Here is a 19718-nt window from a genome sequence, read left to right as displayed (position 1 = left end):
CTCTGCCCAGGCAGGAAAATAGTACCCTTTTCCAATTGACTGCTGCTTACATTGCGTTTTGGCAAGCAGTGCCTGCTGGATTTCATAATCTTGGCGATCTTCCTCCGCACTTTTTCCAACCAAGAATGTTTTCGCTTGACGCTAACCAGAAGCGACGCATGCAAGATGCTTTAAATTTTTTGGAACATGCTTTAACGCTGGTAACTTCCAGTACAAAGAAAGAAATAGGTCGAGCTGTTATAGATGCGTATCTTGCGGTTTGCGTTAATTTGTCGGAAAAACATAATGATGCTATTGAAAAGGCGAAACTGGCTCTTATAGAAAATTCAGTTGCTCCTTCTCCTATTTTATGTCTTATTTGGTTGGCTGCCGATTACCAATGGATTCATACCCTTGAAGCCCTTTCCACCGCTTGTACAAAGCCCTATCCACCAATCTGGCAGATCGAACTACTTGTAGAGATACTATTGCATACAAACCAAGCCGAATCTGCTTGGCAATATCTTTCGCGGTATGAACATCGCTTTTCAACACTTGATGAAAAAGTGCGCTGGTTTGATCAAGCGGTTCATTCTCACGGTATATTAGGTCGTCTATCCGAATTGGAGAACCGAATAAAAAGTTTAGATGGAAGTGTTGTGCAGCGTAGGATTGCCGCTGGGTACTGGATACAACGAGGGGAAGTAGACAAGGCGCTTATGATCGCAGAAGGTTTGGCTAAATCTCCAGGCACAATGCTAGATCATCTTAATCTTGTCAGACTTCAACGCCAGAAACGTATGTGGCAGGAATTGACTATTTCTGCTAACTGCTGTTTAAGCCTGTTCAAGGAAACTCCGGCAGATATTGTTATTGCGCTTGCACAAGCATGGCTGGCGCTGGAATCACCGACCGATGCGTTAAATGTTTTGGAGAAAAACAAGCATATTTTCGAAAGCGATAACAAAATCAACGATTACTATGGCGGCTGTTTGGCAGCCTATTTAGCTACTGAGCAGCATGAGCAAGCTTGGGAAACGAGTGAATATCTTTGGACACAGAATCCTGATGAATCTTTATTGATGCAGCGTGCCCAGCTTCAGATAAAGATGGCGAATATCCCATCAGCGTTAGAAATTTTAAAGCGTGGCGTTGAACAGGGATATGAGACACCGCAGATATTGATAAACCTTGCACATTACTCCTTAACTCAAAACCGAGAAGAAGCATTCGATTGGGCAAAGCGGGCTGTTGAGCGTTTTCCCAATGATCCACAACTACTCCTCAATGCTATGCATATCGGCTTTAATGCCGGTCATAGCGATTGGGCGTCAATGCAAATGGCCGTTCTGCAACGTGATTATTCCGACACGGGCTTATTTTGGAAAGCAAAGCTGCCGAACTTGTTGGAGTACATGCATGAACAACAAGAACGAAGTGCTGAAAACTGGAATAAATTCATTGAAGGGGGCTTACCTATCCATCTTTTGCTGGATATGGAACGACGTACATTAGGAGCCGAGTTTTATTTGCACTGGCATCACAATCGTGACATACCTGTTGGCAAGCATGTTCCTTTTCCACTTGCTTATGGCGGTAGGCCTTACGAACCTTTACCTCGAAATTGGGAAGGCCGAAATTTAACGATGGATTATTCGGCCTGTTTGATGGCTCATTTGCTTAAACTCTTTCCCTCTCTCGAAAGCGCCTTTGAGCACATCTATGTTCCTCCTTCTCTGTTCACTGTGATATTGGATGAAATTCAACGTCTGGAGCAAATACAGCCGGATAGGATCGAACGGTCAGAAACCTTGCTTGATCGCTTAGGATCACTGCCAATCACTCTCTTGCCTCAACCTGTATTGGAAACAGGAGACTTCGAAGGTTTGCAGCTTATGGATCGGGTTAATTGGTGCCTAGCCGAAAAAAATGATTTGTGGATTGTAGATGATCAGTTTGCAACTGAAACCTTTGAGTCTGGGATTATCCCCGATAAATTAGAAGCTCTGAGGTTAAGGGAGGCAGAAGTTTTAACAATTTTGCGCGATAAGGGCGAATTGCTATTAGAAGAAAACCTGCTTAAGCAATTAACTAAGCATCCTGTTGATCCTCGAAAAATAGAGCAATTAAGAATTAAAACCGGTTTGCTGGTAGACCGGCCTTTCCTTGAATTGCTGATTGAATTAGATGGATTAGAAGCTGCCAGCAAAGTTTTTAATTTGTATTGTATTGAAGGTATCCGTGAACAGCTAAACCGCGATATTGAGAGCTATCGTTATCGGAAAAAAGTAAAGGACTGGTTAGATTCTTTGCTTACCGAATTTAAACGTTTTAAATCGAAAAACAAAATAAAATTACTGCCGCTTTATAAAAGACCTTCGAAACAGCATAGTGGCCAGCCGTTAAGCTACGAACTGGAAGAAATTTTCCTAGGTATGGAAGATATAGATTGGCCTGTTTGGATCGACGACCGCATGCTGAGCAGTTATCCTTCGGTTTCCCGGCAAGCACCTATTGTCGGTGTCCATGACGTATTAGGTGCGCTTCATTCACGTAAGAAAATCAGTGATGGCAAATTCCTTGAGTGTTTTCGGAATTTATATCGTGCAGGCGTAAGTTGCCGCCTTCCGTCTGTTTCTTATCTGTTGGAAGAATTAGCACAACTTAAGCTTGCCCCGAACTCAAACGAGCTATTCGAAAATTCCTCTTTGGCAATCCTTCGTCAAACGCTTTCATCATTATTCAGGACTAATTCCATACTGAGTAAGACGCCATTTCGTGCTGAGTTAATGCCAGAAGAAAACGAATTCCGGTTTCAACTCCATCGCTTTATCGATGCTGCAATGGTAGCGGTATGGACTTCCGATAAATTTGATGCGACCCAACGTATCGCAATCGCAGATTGGCTTTATTATCAGTTTTTGCCGCAACGTGGGCGCGCAGTGTCGTGGGAAGCCTGTATAACTGATCCGATACAGGGTTTGGCAACAGAACAAAGCTTCAGGATGAGCCTTGCATGGCAGTTTTTAGCTCAACCGCAGACAATTAGTGCGTATTATCGCTGGCTTTTTGCGCATATAGAGCCCACCTGGAGAAATTGCCCACAACTGCGCGAAACTGCATTATCCCGCTTTGCGGAATTGGTTATCAAATTGTTGAATGATTTTCATAAACATGAGAGAGAAGCAAGGCTGATTGATATATTTGTGAGTCCACTGAAGTTTCTTCCAAGTGATGTTCTGAATCAATTGCTCGACCATCCTAATCTGGAACCTCGTTTAAAAAAACATTTCATCGATGTCGTTCATATTGATTCGCTCAATTTATCCTTTTCGGTAGATGATTGGAGAAAATTAGCAGAAGATTGTATTAAACTCGGTCCAGATAAACAGTTATTCATAACACGGAAAGGAAGAAAGATTGCTTTAGAGTTTAAACCCAGAAGTGGAGTAGGCGATGCAATTCTCGTATCGAGCCAAACTATAAACGGTACAGATGTCAGAGTAAGCATGCTGGGGCCATTTGAACGTTTGGAACATCCTGAACAGATCCATCGTATTGAATGGTTAGAAGATATGGTTAGGGCGGAGCTTTTGGATAAAGAGCTTGCTGAGCATTATCGCCCAATGCTGAGCAGTGACGAATTCAGCACCACTGCCGCTGCCTTACGTCAACGTTGCGAACGGTGCAGCAGCTTTTTCTTCACTTTTGCCGGGTTAGTGCTCGAAATATCGGAACTTCCCGAGCACGATTGGGCTTGGATTTTGCCTATTTATAGCGAAATATTCGAATTCGAGTCTTCAATTGATCTCTCAAATGCTTCCAATATGGTTGAGTGGTTGTTTGGAACTTGCAGCGATATTTATGTAAGGAAGAAACATTTTGCCACTTTTGCTGCTTTGCCGTTTGGTCCTCCTTGGAATTTGGTTACAGTAATCGAACAGGCTTTATCTGAAAGCAGAATTTCGGTTGATAGTTTAATTCCGATAATTGGAGAGCTTGCCGATTCGAGTTCCAATCCTATTACTCTTCAAAACCTTCTGGCCGCCTGCCTTCAATTATTTAGTTCAGAGGCTTTGGTTATAGCGGAATCCTTAACCAAAACTTTGCTGGCATTGGAGCCCAATCCTAAAAAGAATGTGGAGTTCGATCTCTATATACAGCTTTTACATCTCGCATGGAATCATTTCCAGAACGAAGAAGAATTTAAGAAATACGATTATGAGCAACGCATGGTATGGTCATATGTCTATACTGATCGCATGATGGATAGCCTTAACAGGGAAAAATTGCAGAATCCTAATTATTTGGCTAGTGCTTCGAAAAATCTGGAAGTTATATTGGCAGCCATGCAAACCCGAAGAAATCCGTTTGAAAGTAATCTCGACGATACTGAAGATGCCACTTTACCATCGGCGGCTTCATGGTGGAGAACGGTAATCGGAGGAACATTAAGTATACTGGAGAGAAATACTGATGCCTTACAAGGTTTTCAACAAGCTGTTTTGGATTTAATACAACCATTGTTAGAAGCTTGCTTTAAGTTTGATCACGCCAAACTTCGGGGGCTCGAATTTCTTGAATTTGCCGATTACCTGAATAACTCGAAAAACAGTCCCATTAATAGCCAAGGCTGGACAATTGCGAAGAAGCTACAGACGCAGCTGAATCATGAACAACTTCTTTCTGCATCGCTTCCTATACAATTCTGGCTATCTATTGCCAAAGAGCTTGACGTCAATGTATTAGGAGGGTACTTCATGATTTTGGCACGCTTTCCCGTGCCAGAGGAATTGGTTGAATCATTAATCAATTTACTTAATGTTCTGATTGATGAAAACATACTCAATGAAAAAAATAAAAATTTATTTTTTGGAATAGCTGAAGTGCTTGGCCGATTAGGAGATGAAGAAGCTTTAAAATTGCGTGAGCGTCTTATGGATATTTCGATAAAGGGGCTTACTGATGACTCTACGCTTTGGTCGATAGTAGTGGAACTGGTAATCAAACTTAAACGTAACGAAAGCTATGAACAAAAAATCAATGCTTTTATTGCTATGGCAAAACGAATAGTTGAAATATTGCCAGAAGAAGCTTATGAGTGCGGTAGTTTTTATGGGTTTCTTCGGAATATTGAAGCTTATTTGCCCCCAAAGGTTTGGCCGGAACTATGGGCTTTATAGTCAAATCGCAAGAAGAAATAGAAGGCTATTATTTTGTACTGTTGTTGAAACAAAAATAGGTTACGCAAAGTACACTACCAACCAAAGCTAATGTTGGAAGTAGCTCATAAGAATAGAAAAGGCTTCTTGAAGAGGAGGCACTAGAGACTGGCGCACCCGAAAAGATTCGAACCTCTCACCTCAGCCTCCGGAGCGTGTCCAGGGGAGTTTTTCAACTTTTTCAAACACGCTGAAACCCCTTTGACTCAATAGTTTAATCAACTTGAAAGTGGCTCAACGTGTTTAAAAGCGTCCGGTTTTGTTTGGCGTGGCGTATTATTTGGTGTATTTTTTCAGACCTCAGCCTCTGACGGCTGTTTGTTTTTTCGGGCCGGTTTATGATCACCAGGCATAAAAAAGCCGGGTTGCCCCGGCTTCAAAGCTGCTGAAAAATACGGTAGAAATCTTTCTTTTTCAAGCCGGCTTGTTCAGCCATGCTTTTGATCAATGTTTGCGAAAAAGGGGCTTTCGGGCAATCCACGGTGACTTTATACAGCCTGCCGTTTTCCATCTTGACCCATTGCTCATGCGAGGTGCCTTTTGAAGGCCGGGCGACAAATCCGAGATAAGCGAGAATTTTCTTAACGTCCTTGCACGTCAGCGGGGGATAATCGCCGCTCATGCCGGGCGTAAAGGCATCGTTTCATCAAAAATGCGCTGATGGGTATGGCACAGGGCGATTTTCAGCCGAATAAAATGAAATCTTAGCCAGGCGGACAGCGGGGCGCTTCTCGACAGTAATTGCGCGGCATACGCTTTGTCTTCGCCTGCCAGCGCATCATAGACATAATCGTTTATCATCGCTTCCAGCTTGGTTTTGACTTCTTCGAATGAGTCGCCTTGAGCGGCCAAATTGAAGTTGATGCATACAGCAACCCAGCAATTTTCTTCTTGCTCGGCATAGCATTTCAAAATCAGTTGTTTGGGGTCCATGGCTTGCTCGCGGTTTTAGTAATTTATTACTAGACCAGTATACCAGACCGGTATATAAAGACCGCGCAAAAAAGCCGGGTTGTCCCCAGGGCAATCGCGCTATGTCCGTTTTTTTCCGAAGATCAGTTCGGCACGGTAACGGTCGCTCAAACAAGCCCGTAGCTTTCGTCGGCGTAGGCTGTCTTTACTGGGTCCGTTGTTATTCAACAGATTCAACGCCGCGCGCCGGATTAACGCCAAGTTTTCCGGCGAATGATCTTTTCGGGCCCGGTTGTCGTCTTCCCTGAACTGCACATCCAATACCCAATGCTGCTGGTTTTCAATGGCCCAATGCTGGCGTACACTCTCGGCAAACCGTTCCAGATCGATGAATGAACACAGATAATACCGGGTTTCGACGGACGTTTTATCGCCGATAATGCGTGTCGATTCCACCCGGCCGACAGCGGCTAAGCCTTTCCATTCCGACTTCTGTTCGAGCCAGTCGATCTGTGCGCTTAAATGGCAGCGGCGAATTTCAATGCGCCCATGGTCTTTATCCACGGTTTCATGCATAGGCAGGTGTCCGGCCATCGCTTCGGTATCGAGCCAAAGCCTGACGTCGCCGCACAAATCCTTGTGATTGTCCTTCAGTGCCAGCAGGTAATCAGCTTGGGCATCAATAATCGTTTGGGCGATGCGCTTCTGACAGCCCATCGCGTCAATCGAGACCAGCGCACCGGTCATGTCCAGCATCGATAACAGATCGGGAATCGCCGTAATCTCGTTGGTTTTCTCGCCGACCGCCTGTTGCGTCAACACCCAGCGCGCTTTGGCCGCATACGCACTCAGCAAATGTACGGCCTTGTCGCCGACGCGACTGCCGCGCAACGTCTTGCCGTCCAAACAGATTTGTTCGCCCGACAGACTCGGCAACGCCGTATGAACCCAGCTTAAAAAGGCTTCCTGAAAGGCATTAGGATCAATCCTCCCCAACACATCGCTTAAGGTGTCGTGCGATGGAATACCGTTCGGTAACTCCAGAAACTCACGCAGCCACGCCTCTTTCTCTTCGGCGAATGCTTCCATGCCCACCCAGTCTTCTATGCCACTCAGCACGGCGCATAACACGATCATTAAAATATCGCTCAGCTTGTGCAACTTGTTTTTCGTCTCGCGGCGTGGATCTTTGAGGTCCTCGAAATACGGCATTGGATTGGGTGGCATCCTTGTTTTCTCTGCAAAGGGCTTATTTTATACGCTTGCTCATGTCAATAGGGAGATAGCGCGATTGCCCTGGGGTTGTCCCGGCTTTGATGGATTGGCGATCGATTCTTACATCTTCCCGTGTTCGGCGAACGAATGTACTGCGTTCTTGCCAATAATGAAGTGATCCAGCACGATAGTATGGGTGAGGTACGAAGCCCATCCTATGGGGCTGCCAAACCTACGCCCCTCTTTCACCGCCACCAGCCAAACCCTGGGCCAAATTCACTTCTTTTCGCCCACGCGATTTTTGCGAAAAGTTGATCTTGAAAAGGGAGGGTATGAGAGAAACGCCGGTTCGAATTGGCGATAAGAAGATAAAGAAGGGAAGGGGAACAGCCACTTTACAGCCATTCAATAATTTTTGCGCTGTAAGTTTTTTGATAGATAAGAAGATTTTTGGCGCGCCCGAGAGGATTCGAACCTCTGACCTCAGCCTCCGGAGGGCTGCGCTCTATCCAGCTGAGCTACGGGCGCTTTGAGCCGACTATTATAACCAAATTCTAAAATAATTACGACAACATTGTTTTCAGATGGGCGAGGCTGGCCCGGCCGCGCTCTTTGACCGTTTCGGGATCGAGCTGTTTTTTGTTGGCCCATTCGAGGTCGTCTGGGGGCAGCTCGCTCAGAAAACGGCTCGGTTCGCATTCCTCGACTTCGCCGTAGCGCTTGCGGTGCGTGCAATAGCTAAAGGTTAGCGTGCGCTGGGCGCGGGTGATGCCGACGTAGGCGAGGCGGCGTTCTTCCTCGATGTTGTCGGTGTCGATGCTGTTCTGGTGCGGCAGCAGGTTTTCTTCCATGCCGATCAGGAACACGTGCGGAAATTCGAGGCCCTTTGCCGCGTGCAAAGTCATCAGGCTGACCTGGTCACCGGCTTCTTCTTCGCGGTTGCGTTCGAGCATGTCCATCAACATGATCTTCGAGACGATGTCGGACAGCTTGGCGTTGCCCGATTCTTCCTTTTCGGCCATGCGCTTGAGCCAGTCGAGCAGTTCGTAGACGTTCTTCAGCTTGCGCTCGGCGGCGTCGCGGCTGCCGGTGTTTTCCTGCAGCCATTGCTTGTAGCCGATCTGGTCGATCATCTGTTCGAGCACCGCGAACTGGTCGCCGCGTTCGGCCCGGTCGGCGGTATCGACGATCCAGTCGCGGAAGCGTTCGAGGCGGTGGACGGCGTTGTCCTGAAGCTTCTGCTTCAGGCCGAATTCGCCGCTGGCCGCGAACAGGCTGATGTGACGCTCGTTCGCGTAGGCGCCGAGTTTTTCGAGCGTAGCGGGGCCGATTTCACGGCGTGGGGTGTTGATGATGCGCAGGTAGGCCGCGTCATCGTCCGGGTTCACCAGCAGGCGCAGGTAGGCCAGGATGTCCTTGATTTCGGTATAGGCGAAGAACGAGGTGCTGCCGCTGATGAAGTAGGGCACGTTGTTTTCGCGCAGGCACCGCTCGAACAACCGCGACTGGTGGTTGCCGCGGTACAGGATCGCATAGTCGCCGTACGAGCCGCCGGTCTTGAAGCGGTGGTGCACGATTTCGGAGACGACCTGCTGCGCTTCGGTGATCTCGTCCTTGTGGCTCAGTACGCGCAGCGGGTCGCCGTAGCCGAGCTGGCTCCACAGCCGTTTTTCGAATACGTGCGGATTGTTCGCGATCAGCCGGTTCGCGACTTTCAGGATGCGGCCGGTCGAGCGGTAGTTCTGTTCGAGTTTGATTACCTGCAGGCGCGGATAGTCCTTCTGCAATTGCGCCAGGTTTTCCGGCTGCGCGCCGCGCCAGGCGTAGATCGACTGATCGTCGTCGCCGACCACGGTGAAGCGGCCGAGATTGCCGGCGAGCTGGCGGACCAGTTCGTACTGGGTCGAGTTGGTGTCCTGGTATTCGTCGACCAGCAGGTAGCGGATCTTGTTCTGCCATTTCTCGCGGATCGCCGGATGCTGCTGGAACAGCAGCACCGGGATTAGGATCAGGTCGTCGAAATCGGCCGCGTTATAGGCTTTCAGGCTCTGGATGTAGTCCGCGTAGAGCAGGGCGGCGTGATGCTGTTCCTGGGTAGCGCGCGAAAGCGCCTGTTCGGGCGTCACGAACGCGTTTTTCCATTGGCCGATCTGCCAGGCATAGCGCTCGTACTGGTCCGGATCGAAGCTAAGGGAACTGTGCGCGATCAGGTTGCGCAGCAGGGTCTGTTTGTCCTGTTCGTCGAACAGCGTCAGGCCGGGCTTGTAGCCGAGGGTTTTGGCTTCGGCGCGCAGGATGTCGAGCCCGAGCGAATGGAAGGTCGAGACGCGCAGGCCGCGCAATTGATTGTCGTCGAGCAGGCGGGATACGCGATTTTTCATTTCGCGCGCGGCCTTGTTCGTAAAGGTGACCGCCGCGATATGGCGCGCGGGCGTGCCTTGTTTGACCAAGTAGGCGATCTTTTCGGTAATCACGCGGGTCTTGCCGCTGCCGGCGCCGGCCAGCACCAGCAGGGGGCGGTCGATGGCCTTGACGGCGGCTTGTTGCTCTGGGTTTAGCTTGTTCATGGATCGGTTGGTTGGTGGCATTTCCGTCCGCTCGCAAAGCCGGCAGCCTGCCGATGGGCGGGACGCCATTGTAGAGGTTCGGGCGCTCGGAAAAAAGTCCGGAAAGTAAAAAATCCGCCTTCACCTGCGGAACGGGGGCAGGCGGGCGAGGATCGGGAATTTAGTGGCGCTGAATAGGCTGAAAACGTTCTTTTTAGGTGAAACAATGCCATTACTGTGAGAATTCGCGTAATTGTAGGGTGGATGCGCTGCCGCTTATCCACCCTACGCATAGCTTCGCGGGCGAATTTTCTTATCATTCTTGAATGGCGTCGTTGGCGCGAATATTGCTGGCCTATTTTCTAAACTCTTCTTTAAGTTGCGCGTTCACCGCCATGCCGAATTTCTTGATAGTCGAATGCGGAGTCGATAATACTCCCTTGGAAAGTGCCCTGCTTGAGGGCGGCTCCGAAACGGTCTCGATTCAATATGGGCCGTCGTTCATTGCGCAGGTCAAGGAAATAAGGCCGGACGCGGTCATTTTCAATCTTGAATCGCCTTCCGAGGCGCTGCTGGCCGACCTGCTCGCGCTGAGCCGGCAGGCGCCGCTGCCGGTGATTATGTTTGCGGCCGACGGCAGCAATGCGACGATCCATAAAGCGATTCAGTCCGAGATCACGTCTTATGAGGTGAATGGTCTGGATGGGAATCGACTTCCCGGCATCATCCAAGTGGCCCTGGTCCGGTTCAAGCATCAACAGACGCTCAAACAGGCGCTGCAGGAAGCGAAAATCCAGCTCGAAGACAGGAAGCAGATCGACCGCGCCAAGGCGATTTTGATCAATACGCGAAACTTTACCGAGAACGAAGCCTACCACACCCTCCGAAAACTGGCGATGGACCGGAATATCACGCTGGGCCAGATGGCCCGGAACGTGATTGCGATGGCGGAATTGCTGAAATAGAACGCTGATTTTTATCGACCCGCCATGAAAACGTTTATCAAAGTGATCGAAATCTGGATTCCCGACAAAGAACGGACGCAGTTGGAGTTCGGCTCGGGGTTGTACGGCAGCCTGACCGATTTCAAGCGCATCAGCGAAAAGCAGCGTTTCGCTTACGACGAAGGGCTGCCGGGCAAAGCCTGGGCCGCGGGTCATCCGATCATGCTGAGCCGGTTTGAAGATTCCTATTTCAAGCGCACCGCCGCGGCGCAAAAAGCGGGTTTGACCTGCGGCATCGCCATGCCGATTTTCTCCGGCGATTTTTTGTTGGCTATCGTGGTGTTTCTCTGCGGGGACGATCGGGAGCAGGCCGGAGCGATCGAGGTTTGGTGCAACGACCCGGCTGTTCTGGAAACCCTTCAGTTGCTGGACGGTTATTATGGCTCCTTAGGGCAATTCGAAGCTGTATCCCGACAAATCCGGCTTGCCAAGGGGCAGGGCATACCGGGCATGGCCTGGCAGGCGGGGATGCCGGTTCTGGCCGAGGATATCGGCCTGGCGGCCGGGTTTCCCCGCGCGGAGGAAGCGCAAAAATCGGGCGTTGCCACCGGTCTGGGCATTCCGTTCATCCACGGCGAGGAGCAGGTTTATGCGATCACTTTTCTTTCGGCGAACGCGACGCCGATCGCCAAGCGCATCCAGATATGGGTTCCGGACCACGAGCGCGAACAGTTGGTCTGCCGGCAAAGCTACAGCAAAAACAGCAACAATCTGGCGGAAATCTTCGAAACGTTGACGGTCGACAAGGGCGCAGGCGCCTTGGGCCGGGTCTGGCTGACCGGCATGCCGTCGATCAGCGGCAATCAGGAAGACGCTTATAATGTCGAACTGGACGATCTCAGCAGCATGCTTGCGATTCCGGTGATCGAGCAAGGGCGGCTGAAGGCGATCGTGACGTTTCTGTTTTGAAGTTTTCCTGCCAGGGATATTCCGCGAGCCGAAAACCTTCGTTCTCATGCTTAGGCATAGGAACGGTTAGGCATGAATCCTCGACTTTCGCCGTCCGACAGCCGCTCGATTCGCCGAGCACGGCGCGCATTGGCGCCGGACCGGCTGGCCTTTTTCCCTCTTATCCGCTGCGGATTATTCAATCCGCCCCGCACCATTCGAACACTCGGCCTGCACTATATTGGTTCGGTTGCCAGCGCAATTATCTGAATTTGGCGATTAATTCCCGCCTCCCTCCGCTGTGGTGCGGTTTTTGCTTCGCGTTGGAACGCATGTTCCTGCATGCCTAAACCGGTTCTCGATTGAACTGCTCATAATCACTTTCGGATGTAGAGAAAATTATGTCTTATTTAGTCCCTTCGGAGTTTGTCGCAAAAATGGTGGATGCGGGTGAATCCAAAATTTTCATGTCGACTCGGGATACGGTCATACGAGCTTATATGGCCGGCGCCATCCTTGCATTGGCCGCCGTGTTCGCGGTTTCGATGACCGTCCAGACAGGCTCCGGGCTCATCGGCGCCCTGTTGTTTCCCGTCGGGTTTTCGATGCTGTATCTGTTGGGCTTCGATCTGTTGACCGGCGTTTTCGTATTGACGCCGCTGGCGCTGATCGATAAACGGCCGGGCGTCACGATCGGCGGCGTGTTAAGGAATTGGGGCCTGGTTTTTGTCGGCAATTTCATGGGAGCGTTTACGGTGGCGGTGATGATGTCGATCGTGTTCACGTTCGGATTTTCGACCGAACCCAATGAAGTGGGGCAAAAAATTGCCGGCATCGGCGAGGCGCGCACGCTCGGTTACGCGAAATACGGCGCGGCCGGCATGCTGACGCTGTTCATCCGAGGCATGCTGTGCAACTGGATGGTCTCGACCGGCGTAGTCGGGGCGATGATTTCCACGACGGTCAGCGGCAAGGTGATCGCGATGTGGATGCCGGTCATGCTGTTCTTTGCGATGACTTTCGAGCATTCCATCGTCAATATGTTCCTGTTTCCCTCCGGCCTGATCATGGGCGGAAAATTTTCGATCATGGATTATTTCATCTGGAATGAAATTCCGACCGTGCTCGGCAACCTGGTCGGCGGGCTGGCCTTTACCGGCCTGACTTTATATTCCACGCATATAAAAACGGCGCCCAAGCGTTCCATTGTCTGATTTGAGCACCACCTTAAAGCTTCGGCCGGTTTTCCCGGCCGAAGCACTTTCTTTATCCCTAAAAATATACTGAATGCCCGGTCAATTAAAAGTCGCCATAGGGCAATATTCCGACAAGGGCCGCAAGGCAATCAATCAGGATTTTCACGGCTCCCATATTCCGAAAGAACCTCAATTGCATTTTAAAGGAATTGCCGTTGCGCTGGCCGACGGGATCAGCAGCAGCGACGTGAGCCATATCGCCAGCGAAGCGGCCGTGACGGGATTCCTGGAGGATTATTATTGCACTTCGGAAGCCTGGTCCGTCCGAAAATCCGCGCAGCGGGTCCTGCAGGCGGCCAATTCGTGGCTGCATGCCCAGACCCGGCAAAGTCCGTACCGCTACGATAAGGACAGAGGATACGTTTGCACCTTGAGCGCGATGGTGATCAAGTCGACCACCGCGCATATTTTTCATGTGGGCGATTCGCGCATCTATCGATTACGCGGCCATGCGTTGGAACAATTGACCCACGATCATCGGTATTGGGTTTCGCAGGACGAAAGTTATCTGGGCCGCGCGCTGGGAATCAATCCGCAGATCGAGATCGACTATCGCGCCCTGCAGGTCGAAGCCGGCGATACTTTTTTATTTGCGACGGATGGCGTTTACGAATATGCCGGCCCCGGTTTCGTCGTCGAGGCGTTCAAAACGCATGCGAACGATCCGGATGCGGCGGCGAAAGCGATCGTGGAGGAAGCTTACCGGCAAGGCAGTCCGGATAATTTGACCGCCTTGGTCGTCCGGGTCGAAGATTTGCCCGGCCAGGATGCCGACGCGCTTTACCGGCAGCTGACCGAGCTGCCTTTTCCTCCGCCTTTGGATGCCCGCATGGTTTTCGACGGCTACAAAATCGTCAGGGAAATCCACGCCAGCAGCCGCAGCCATGTTTATCTGGCGGTGGATAACGAAACCGGCGCGTCCGTCATACTGAAAACGCCGTCGATCGATCTTCGCGGCGACCCCGCTTACCTGGAAAGGTTTCTGACCGAAGAGTGGATCGCGCGGCGCATCAACAGCGCCTACGTGTTGAAACCCTGCGTCCGGACGCGGCAGCGCAACTCTCTCTATCTGGCGACCGAATTTGTCGACGGCAAGACATTGACACAGTGGATGATCGACAATCCGAAGCCGGACATGGAAACCGTGCGCGGGATTGTGGAACAAATCGCCAAGGGCCTGCGCGCTTTTCACCGGCTGGAAATGCTGCATCAGGATCTGCGGCCGGACAATATCATGATCGACACGACCGGCACGGTCAGGATCATCGATTTCGGCTCGACGAAAGTGGCCGGTCTGATGGAGATCGCCACGCCGATTCAGCGCAACGAACTGCTCGGAACCGCGCAATATACCGCGCCGGAATATTTTCTGGGCGAAAGCGGGACGACCCGCTCGGACATTTTTTCGCTGGGCGTAATCACCTATCAGCTGTTGTCGGGGAAACTGCCTTACGGAACCGAAGTTTCCAGGGCCAGAACCCGCGCCGCGCAAAAGAAGTTAGGCTATCGCTCGGTGCTGGACGACGATCGCGAGATTCCGGCCTGGATCGACGATGTGCTCAGGAAAGCGGTGCATCCGAATCCGTATCGGCGCTACGAGGAGTTATCCGAATTTATCTACGATCTTCGCCACCCGAACCGGGCGTTTCTGAATAAAACCCGGCCGCCGCTGATCGAACGTCATCCGGTGGCTTTTTGGAAAAGCGTTGCTTTGATTCTGGCCATTACGGTTGTCGCCTTGTTGTTCAAGTTAACTTGTTGTTCAAGTTAAAAAGCGAGGACTCTAAAAATGAAAACCGCACCCGCACAAACGCCGTCGTCCGGCAAGGCCGAATCGCTGCTGACCAACGAGCAAATGACCGGCCCGAGCATTACGGCGAAAGTGAAAAAACAGCTGACCTGGACGGCGATAGTGGAACGGGTCGGCGTCGATGAAGTCTGGCTGGCTTCGGCCTGCCTGGGCATGAGCGGCCTTAACTTGGTGCAATGTGGTAGGTTTTCTGCACGTTCATTGGGCAATCTCTCCGGTCCCGTGCGTCGGCTCATCCCTGCGAATGACTTGTTCAAATATATGAAAAATAATAAAAAGTAAAGAAAAGAGGAGTCTTTTCGGTATTGGCATAAATAATGCTTTTATCCAAGTGAAGACTCTAACGGTGGGGTCAAAATTTTGTGCTTAAAGAAGAGCGATCTGATGGCGTCAACTTGCGGCATCGGCATTGCCGATGCTCCGACGGGAAGACGCTTTATGCCTTAAATTTTACCCCAAGACGAATTTTATGAAACAAGGAAAATTTACCTCGGCTCCATTGTCGGTTGCTCTTTCCAGGGCAGCGGCGGCGGCCGTATTCATATTCAGCACGTCGGCCGTTGCGGTAACGGAAAATCTGGAGCAGGACTCTCTCAAGTTCGGCTTCATCAAACTGACCGATATGGCGCCGCTCGCGGTCGCGTTCGAAAAAGGCTTTTTCGAGGACGAGGGTTTGTCCGTTCAGCTGGAAGCGCAAGCCAACTGGAAAGTGCTGCTGGACCGCGTGATCAGCGGCGAACTGGACGGCGCGCACATGCTGGCCGGCCAGCCTCTGGGCGCGACGATCGGTTTCGGCACCCATGCCGACGTGATCACCGCATTCAGCATGGATTTGAACGGCAATGCGATTACCGTTTCGAACGAAATCTGGAAAAAAATGAGGCCGAACATTCCGGAGAAAGGCGGAAAGCCCGTCCATCCGGTCAAGGCCGATGCGTTGAAGCCGGTGGTCGACGAATTTAAAAAAGCGGGCAAGCCGTTCAATATGGCGATGGTTTTCCCCGTTTCGACCCATAATTACGAGTTGCGTTACTGGCTGGCGGCCGGCGGCATCAAACCCGGTTATTATTCGCCTCCTCAGGATACTTCCGGCCAGATCGATGCCGACGCGCTGCTGTCGGTAACGCCGCCGCCGCAAATGCCGGCAACGCTGGATGCGGGAACGATCGTCGGCTACTGCGTCGGCGAGCCGTGGAACCAGCAGGCGGTATTCAAGGGCATCGGCGTGCCGGTGATCAGCGATTACGAAATCTGGAAAAACAATCCGGAAAAAGTGTTCGGCGTGACCAAGGCATGGGCGGACAAGCATCCGAACACCCATTTGGCGGTCATCAAAGCGTTGATTCGCGCGGCGATATGGCTCGATGAAGAGAATAACAAGAATCGGAAAGAAGCGGTCGAAATGCTGTCGCAAAGCCAGTATGTCGGCGCCGATTTCGATGTGATCGCGAACAGCATGACCGGTACGTTCGAGTACGAAAAAGGCGATAAACGGCCTTTGTCCGATTTCAATGTGTTTTTCCGTTACCACGCAACTTATCCCTATTACAGCGATGCGATCTGGTATCTGACCCAAATGCGCCGCTGGGGTCAAATCAACGAAGAAAAATCGGACGTCTGGTTCCTGGAAACGGCGAAAAAGGTTTACCGTCCCGATATCTATATGGCGGCAGCCAAGGCGTTGATCGCCGAAGGCAAAGCCAGGGCAGCGGATTTTCCGGGCGACGGCGAGACCGGCATCAAGCCGCCCAGCGCGGATTTTATCGACGGGATTACGTTCGATGCGGCGAAGCCGAACGAATACCTGACCAAATTCCCCATTGGTCTAAAAGGCAAGCAAAAGGTGGCCGGCGGCAAGATCGCCGAGTAATGGCCCGGAAGCTTGATTAAGGATTAACCCTTCTTGTTCTAGATGTGCCTCTGATGTGTACAACGGATGTCGAGTGAGTGCAAGGACGCACATTTTTTTCGGCACGATTCCCTCAAGACACCATTTTTCAGGACCCCCCGGTAACGGGCGCGGGCAGACTATGACTAACAAATTGATCAAATTTTTGAATATTGCCGGTTTGACCTGGTTTATTCCGATGGTGAAAATTGCCTCGGGAGAAAATCCCGCGCAGCAACTGCGCCAGTTGTGGCTGATGATGGGCGTGCCGTTCATCGCCTTCCTGCTGTTTTTGGGGCTGTGGAGTTTTTCCGCGGCGCGCGTGAATACCAGTCTCGGCGCGATTCCGGGACCCGTTGCGGTCTGGCAGGAGGCCGGCGGGCTGATGGACGAGCATCATGCGCAGCGCGAGAAAGAACGCCAGTATTACGAGCGCCAGGAAGCCCGGATCGAGCAGGCGCTGGCCGAACATCCCGACCAGCCGCCGCCGAAAGCGCGTCCTTATAACGGCAAAGGCACCTATCTGGATCAGATCGGCACCAGTCTGGCGACCGTCTTCACCGGCTTCTTGCTGGCGACGCTGGTCGCGGTGCCGGTCGGTTTACTGTGCGGCATGAGCCCGACCATCAATACGGCGATCAATCCGCTGATCCAAATCTTCAAGCCGGTGTCGCCTTTGGCCTGGCTGCCGATCGTGACTCTGGTCGTTAGTGCGGTCTACGTTACCACCGACGATTCCTGGTTCGAAAAATCGTTCCTGACTTCCGCGATCACCGTAACCCTGTGTTCGCTGTGGCCGACGCTGATCAATACGGCGGTCGGCGTTTCCTCGATCGACAAAGACTTGGTCAATGTCGGCAAGGTGCTCCGCCTGAACTGGAGCACGCAGATCAAGAAGATCATCCTGCCTTCCGCGGTGCCTTACATTTTTACCGGCATGCGGCTGTCGTTGGGGGTGGGCTGGATGGTGCTGATCGCGGCCGAAATGCTGGCGCAGAATCCGGGGCTCGGCAAGTTCGTCTGGGACGAGTTTCAGAATGGCAGTTCCAACTCGCTGGGCCGGATCATGGTGGCGGTGTTTACGATCGGGATCATCGGCTTCATCCTCGACCGGATCATGCAGTCGCTGCAAAAAGTCTTTTCTTTCGGACGCTAAAAGGAGGCCGGCAATGATTTCAGCCCAATTAAAGTCGAGCAATGCCGACGTTTCGGATCACCCGAAGGACAATGTGGTAGAACTGCCTACGAAAACCAAGGCTTCCGAACCGAAGGGTTCCAAAGAGACAGCCGTCAAGACGCTGCTTGAATTGAAGGATGTCTGCAAATCCTACGGCGAAGGAGCGCAGAAAGCTTCGATATTGAAGGACATCAATCTGACGATTCGGGAAGGCGAATTCATCGCGATCGTCGGTTTTTCCGGCAGCGGCAAGACGACGCTGGTGTCGACCATCGCCGGCCTGTACGGCGTCGACGGCGGCGACGTGTTGAAGCAGGGCCAGCCGATCACGGCGCCCGGGCCGGACCGCGGCGTGGTGTTTCAGAATTATTCCCTGATGCCCTGGCTGACCGTGTATGAAAACGTCGCCTTGGCGGTCGATCAGATTTTTAGGGATTGGACGCCTGCGCAGCGCCAGGCGCATACCGAGAAATACGTGCGGATGGTGAATCTTGGCGCCGCGATGGACAAAATGCCGGCCGAACTTTCAGGCGGCATGCGCCAGCGGGTCAATGTCGCACGGGCTCTGGCCGCGAATCCGGACATTTTGCTGCTCGATGAACCGTTGAGCGCGCTGGATGCGCTGACCCGCGGCAATCTGCAGGACGAGATCCTGCAGATTTGGGAGCAGGACAAGAAAACGGTGGTCCTGATCACCAACGATGTCGACGAGGCGATCTACATGGCCGACCGGGTCATTCCGCTGAATCCGGGGCCGGATGCGACGTTCGGCCCTGCGTTCAAGATCGACATCGAACGGCCGCGCGACCGGACCGCGCTGAACCATAACGAGGAATTCAAGCGCCTGCGCGCCGACATCACCCGCTATCTGATGCAGGTGGGGCTCGAAAAGAACCGGCAGGACAATGCGGACCGCGTGGTGCTGCCGAATGTCCGCCCGAACACTAGCAACGACTGGAAAACGGACACATCGGCTCTGAAACCGCCGCAGGACGATCTGGGCCGGCCACGTTACCTGGAGTTTTCGCAAGTCTCGAAAATCTACCCGACGCCGGACGGCAACAGCACCGTCAAGGTGGTCGACGGTTTCGACATGAAGCTGAAAAAAGGCGAGTTCATTTCGATCATCGGCCATCGGGCTGCGGCAAGTCGACCGTGCTGTCGATGACTGCCGGGCTGAACGACATTTCGGAAGGCGGCATCGTGCTGGATAACCGGGAGATCGACGGCGCCGGTCCCGACCGCGGGGTGGTGTTTCAGGCACCCAGCCTGTTTCCCTGGCTGACCGCGTTCGAAAACGTCACGCTGGGCGTCGACAAGGTCTATCCGCATGCGACCCAGGCCGAACGCGACGATATCGTCGAATACTACCTGACGCGTGTGGGCCTCGGCGATTCGCTGCATAAAAAAGCCGCCGACATGTCGAACGGCATGCGCCAGCGGGTCGGCATCGCACGGGCGTTTGCGCTGTCGCCCAAATTGCTGCTGCTGGACGAGCCTTTCGGGATGCTGGACTCTTTAACGCGCTGGGAATTGCAGGAAGTATTGATGGAGGTGTGGGAGCGGACGCAGGTGACCGCGATCATCGTGACGCACGATGTCGATGAGGCGATCTTGCTGGCCGACCGGGTCGTGATGATGACCAACGGTCCGCACGCCAGAATCGGCAAAATTCAGGATATCGATCTGCCGAGGCCGCGCAGCCGCAAGGCGCTTCTGGCGCATCCCGATTATTACCGCTACCGGGAAAGCCTGCTGACCTTCCTCGCCGAATGCGACCATACCCACTAACGCCACGCCAATCACAGAATTTAAGGAATC

12 protein-coding genes, 1 tRNA gene and 1 pseudogene are annotated in these 19718 nt (G+C 52.1%); 9 read left to right on the top strand and 5 right to left on the bottom strand.

What is annotated here, in order from left to right; all coding sequences use genetic code 11:
* Window positions 1-125: 125 nt before the first annotated feature.
* The gene (locus CC94_RS0100340) at window positions 126-5162 is read left to right on the top strand and encodes a tetratricopeptide repeat protein (RefSeq protein ID WP_425357671.1); all 5037 of its coding nucleotides are present in this window, start codon (window positions 126-128) and stop codon (window positions 5160-5162) included.
* A 415-nt stretch (window positions 5163-5577) separates the two neighbouring features.
* Here the strand turns inward: CC94_RS0100340 and CC94_RS0100335 are convergent, their stop codons facing one another.
* From CC94_RS0100335 to rep, 5 genes are all read right to left on the bottom strand, one after another.
* Window positions 5578-5823 carry a type II toxin-antitoxin system HicA family toxin gene (locus tag CC94_RS0100335; protein WP_031429438.1) on the bottom strand — a complete coding sequence of 82 codons (246 nt, stop codon included), beginning with the start codon at window positions 5821-5823 and terminating at the stop codon, window positions 5578-5580.
* Entirely contained in the window at window positions 5820-6134 is a 315-nt protein-coding gene (locus CC94_RS0100330) for a hypothetical protein (RefSeq protein ID WP_005373020.1), read from the bottom strand. Before CC94_RS0100330 ends, CC94_RS0100335 begins: the two co-directional genes overlap by 4 nt.
* A 99-nt stretch (window positions 6135-6233) precedes the next feature.
* The gene (locus CC94_RS0100325) at window positions 6234-7340 is read right to left on the bottom strand and encodes an ISAs1 family transposase (RefSeq protein WP_005373018.1); all 1107 of its coding nucleotides are present in this window, start codon (window positions 7338-7340) and stop codon (window positions 6234-6236) included.
* A gap of 439 nt (window positions 7341-7779) precedes the next feature.
* Window positions 7780-7856, bottom strand: a tRNA-Arg gene (locus CC94_RS0100320).
* A gap of 35 nt (window positions 7857-7891) precedes the next feature.
* Window positions 7892-9895, bottom strand: coding sequence for a DNA helicase Rep (gene rep / locus CC94_RS0100315; RefSeq protein ID WP_005373016.1), 2004 nt, complete (start codon window positions 9893-9895; stop codon window positions 7892-7894).
* 419 nt (window positions 9896-10314) lie between these two features.
* Between rep and CC94_RS0100310 the strand changes: the two genes are divergently transcribed.
* The 8 genes and pseudogenes from CC94_RS0100310 to CC94_RS21020 all read left to right on the top strand — a co-directional run bounded on the left by CC94_RS0100310 (window position 10315) and on the right by CC94_RS21020 (window position 19688).
* The gene (locus tag CC94_RS0100310; RefSeq protein ID WP_245549369.1) at window positions 10315-10839 is read left to right on the top strand and encodes an ANTAR domain-containing response regulator; all 525 of its coding nucleotides are present in this window, start codon (window positions 10315-10317) and stop codon (window positions 10837-10839) included.
* A gap of 24 nt (window positions 10840-10863) precedes the next feature.
* On the top strand, window positions 10864-11787 hold the full coding sequence (locus CC94_RS0100305) for a GAF domain-containing protein (RefSeq protein WP_005373013.1): 924 nt from the start codon (window positions 10864-10866) through the stop codon (window positions 11785-11787).
* A 380-nt stretch (window positions 11788-12167) separates the two neighbouring features.
* Window positions 12168-12980, top strand: coding sequence for a formate/nitrite transporter family protein (locus CC94_RS0100300; protein WP_005373012.1), 813 nt, complete (start codon window positions 12168-12170; stop codon window positions 12978-12980).
* A gap of 73 nt (window positions 12981-13053) precedes the next feature.
* Entirely contained in the window at window positions 13054-14793 is a 1740-nt protein-coding gene (locus tag CC94_RS0100295; RefSeq protein WP_031429436.1) for a bifunctional protein-serine/threonine kinase/phosphatase, read from the top strand.
* An 18-nt stretch (window positions 14794-14811) separates the two neighbouring features.
* The gene (locus CC94_RS24445; protein ID WP_031429435.1) at window positions 14812-15114 is read left to right on the top strand and encodes a hypothetical protein; all 303 of its coding nucleotides are present in this window, start codon (window positions 14812-14814) and stop codon (window positions 15112-15114) included.
* 187 nt (window positions 15115-15301) lie between these two features.
* A complete protein-coding gene (locus CC94_RS0100285; protein ID WP_031429434.1) occupies window positions 15302-16702 on the top strand; it encodes a CmpA/NrtA family ABC transporter substrate-binding protein in 1401 nt (466 codons plus the stop codon).
* Between the two features lie 160 nt (window positions 16703-16862).
* Window positions 16863-17876: an ABC transporter permease gene (locus CC94_RS0100280; protein WP_031429433.1), complete on the top strand. Its 1014-nt coding sequence runs from the start codon at window positions 16863-16865 to the stop codon at window positions 17874-17876.
* Between the two features lie 13 nt (window positions 17877-17889).
* Window positions 17890-19688: pseudogene (locus CC94_RS21020) on the top strand (ABC transporter ATP-binding protein).
* Window positions 19689-19718: the final 30 nt, after the last annotated feature.

Origin of the sequence: Methylomicrobium agile (assembly GCF_000733855.1) — a bacterium.
Classification (GTDB): domain Bacteria; phylum Pseudomonadota; class Gammaproteobacteria; order Methylococcales; family Methylomonadaceae; genus Methylomicrobium; species Methylomicrobium agile.
Note: the sequence above shows the minus strand (reverse complement) of the source record. Positions and strands in the feature narration are given on the sequence as shown.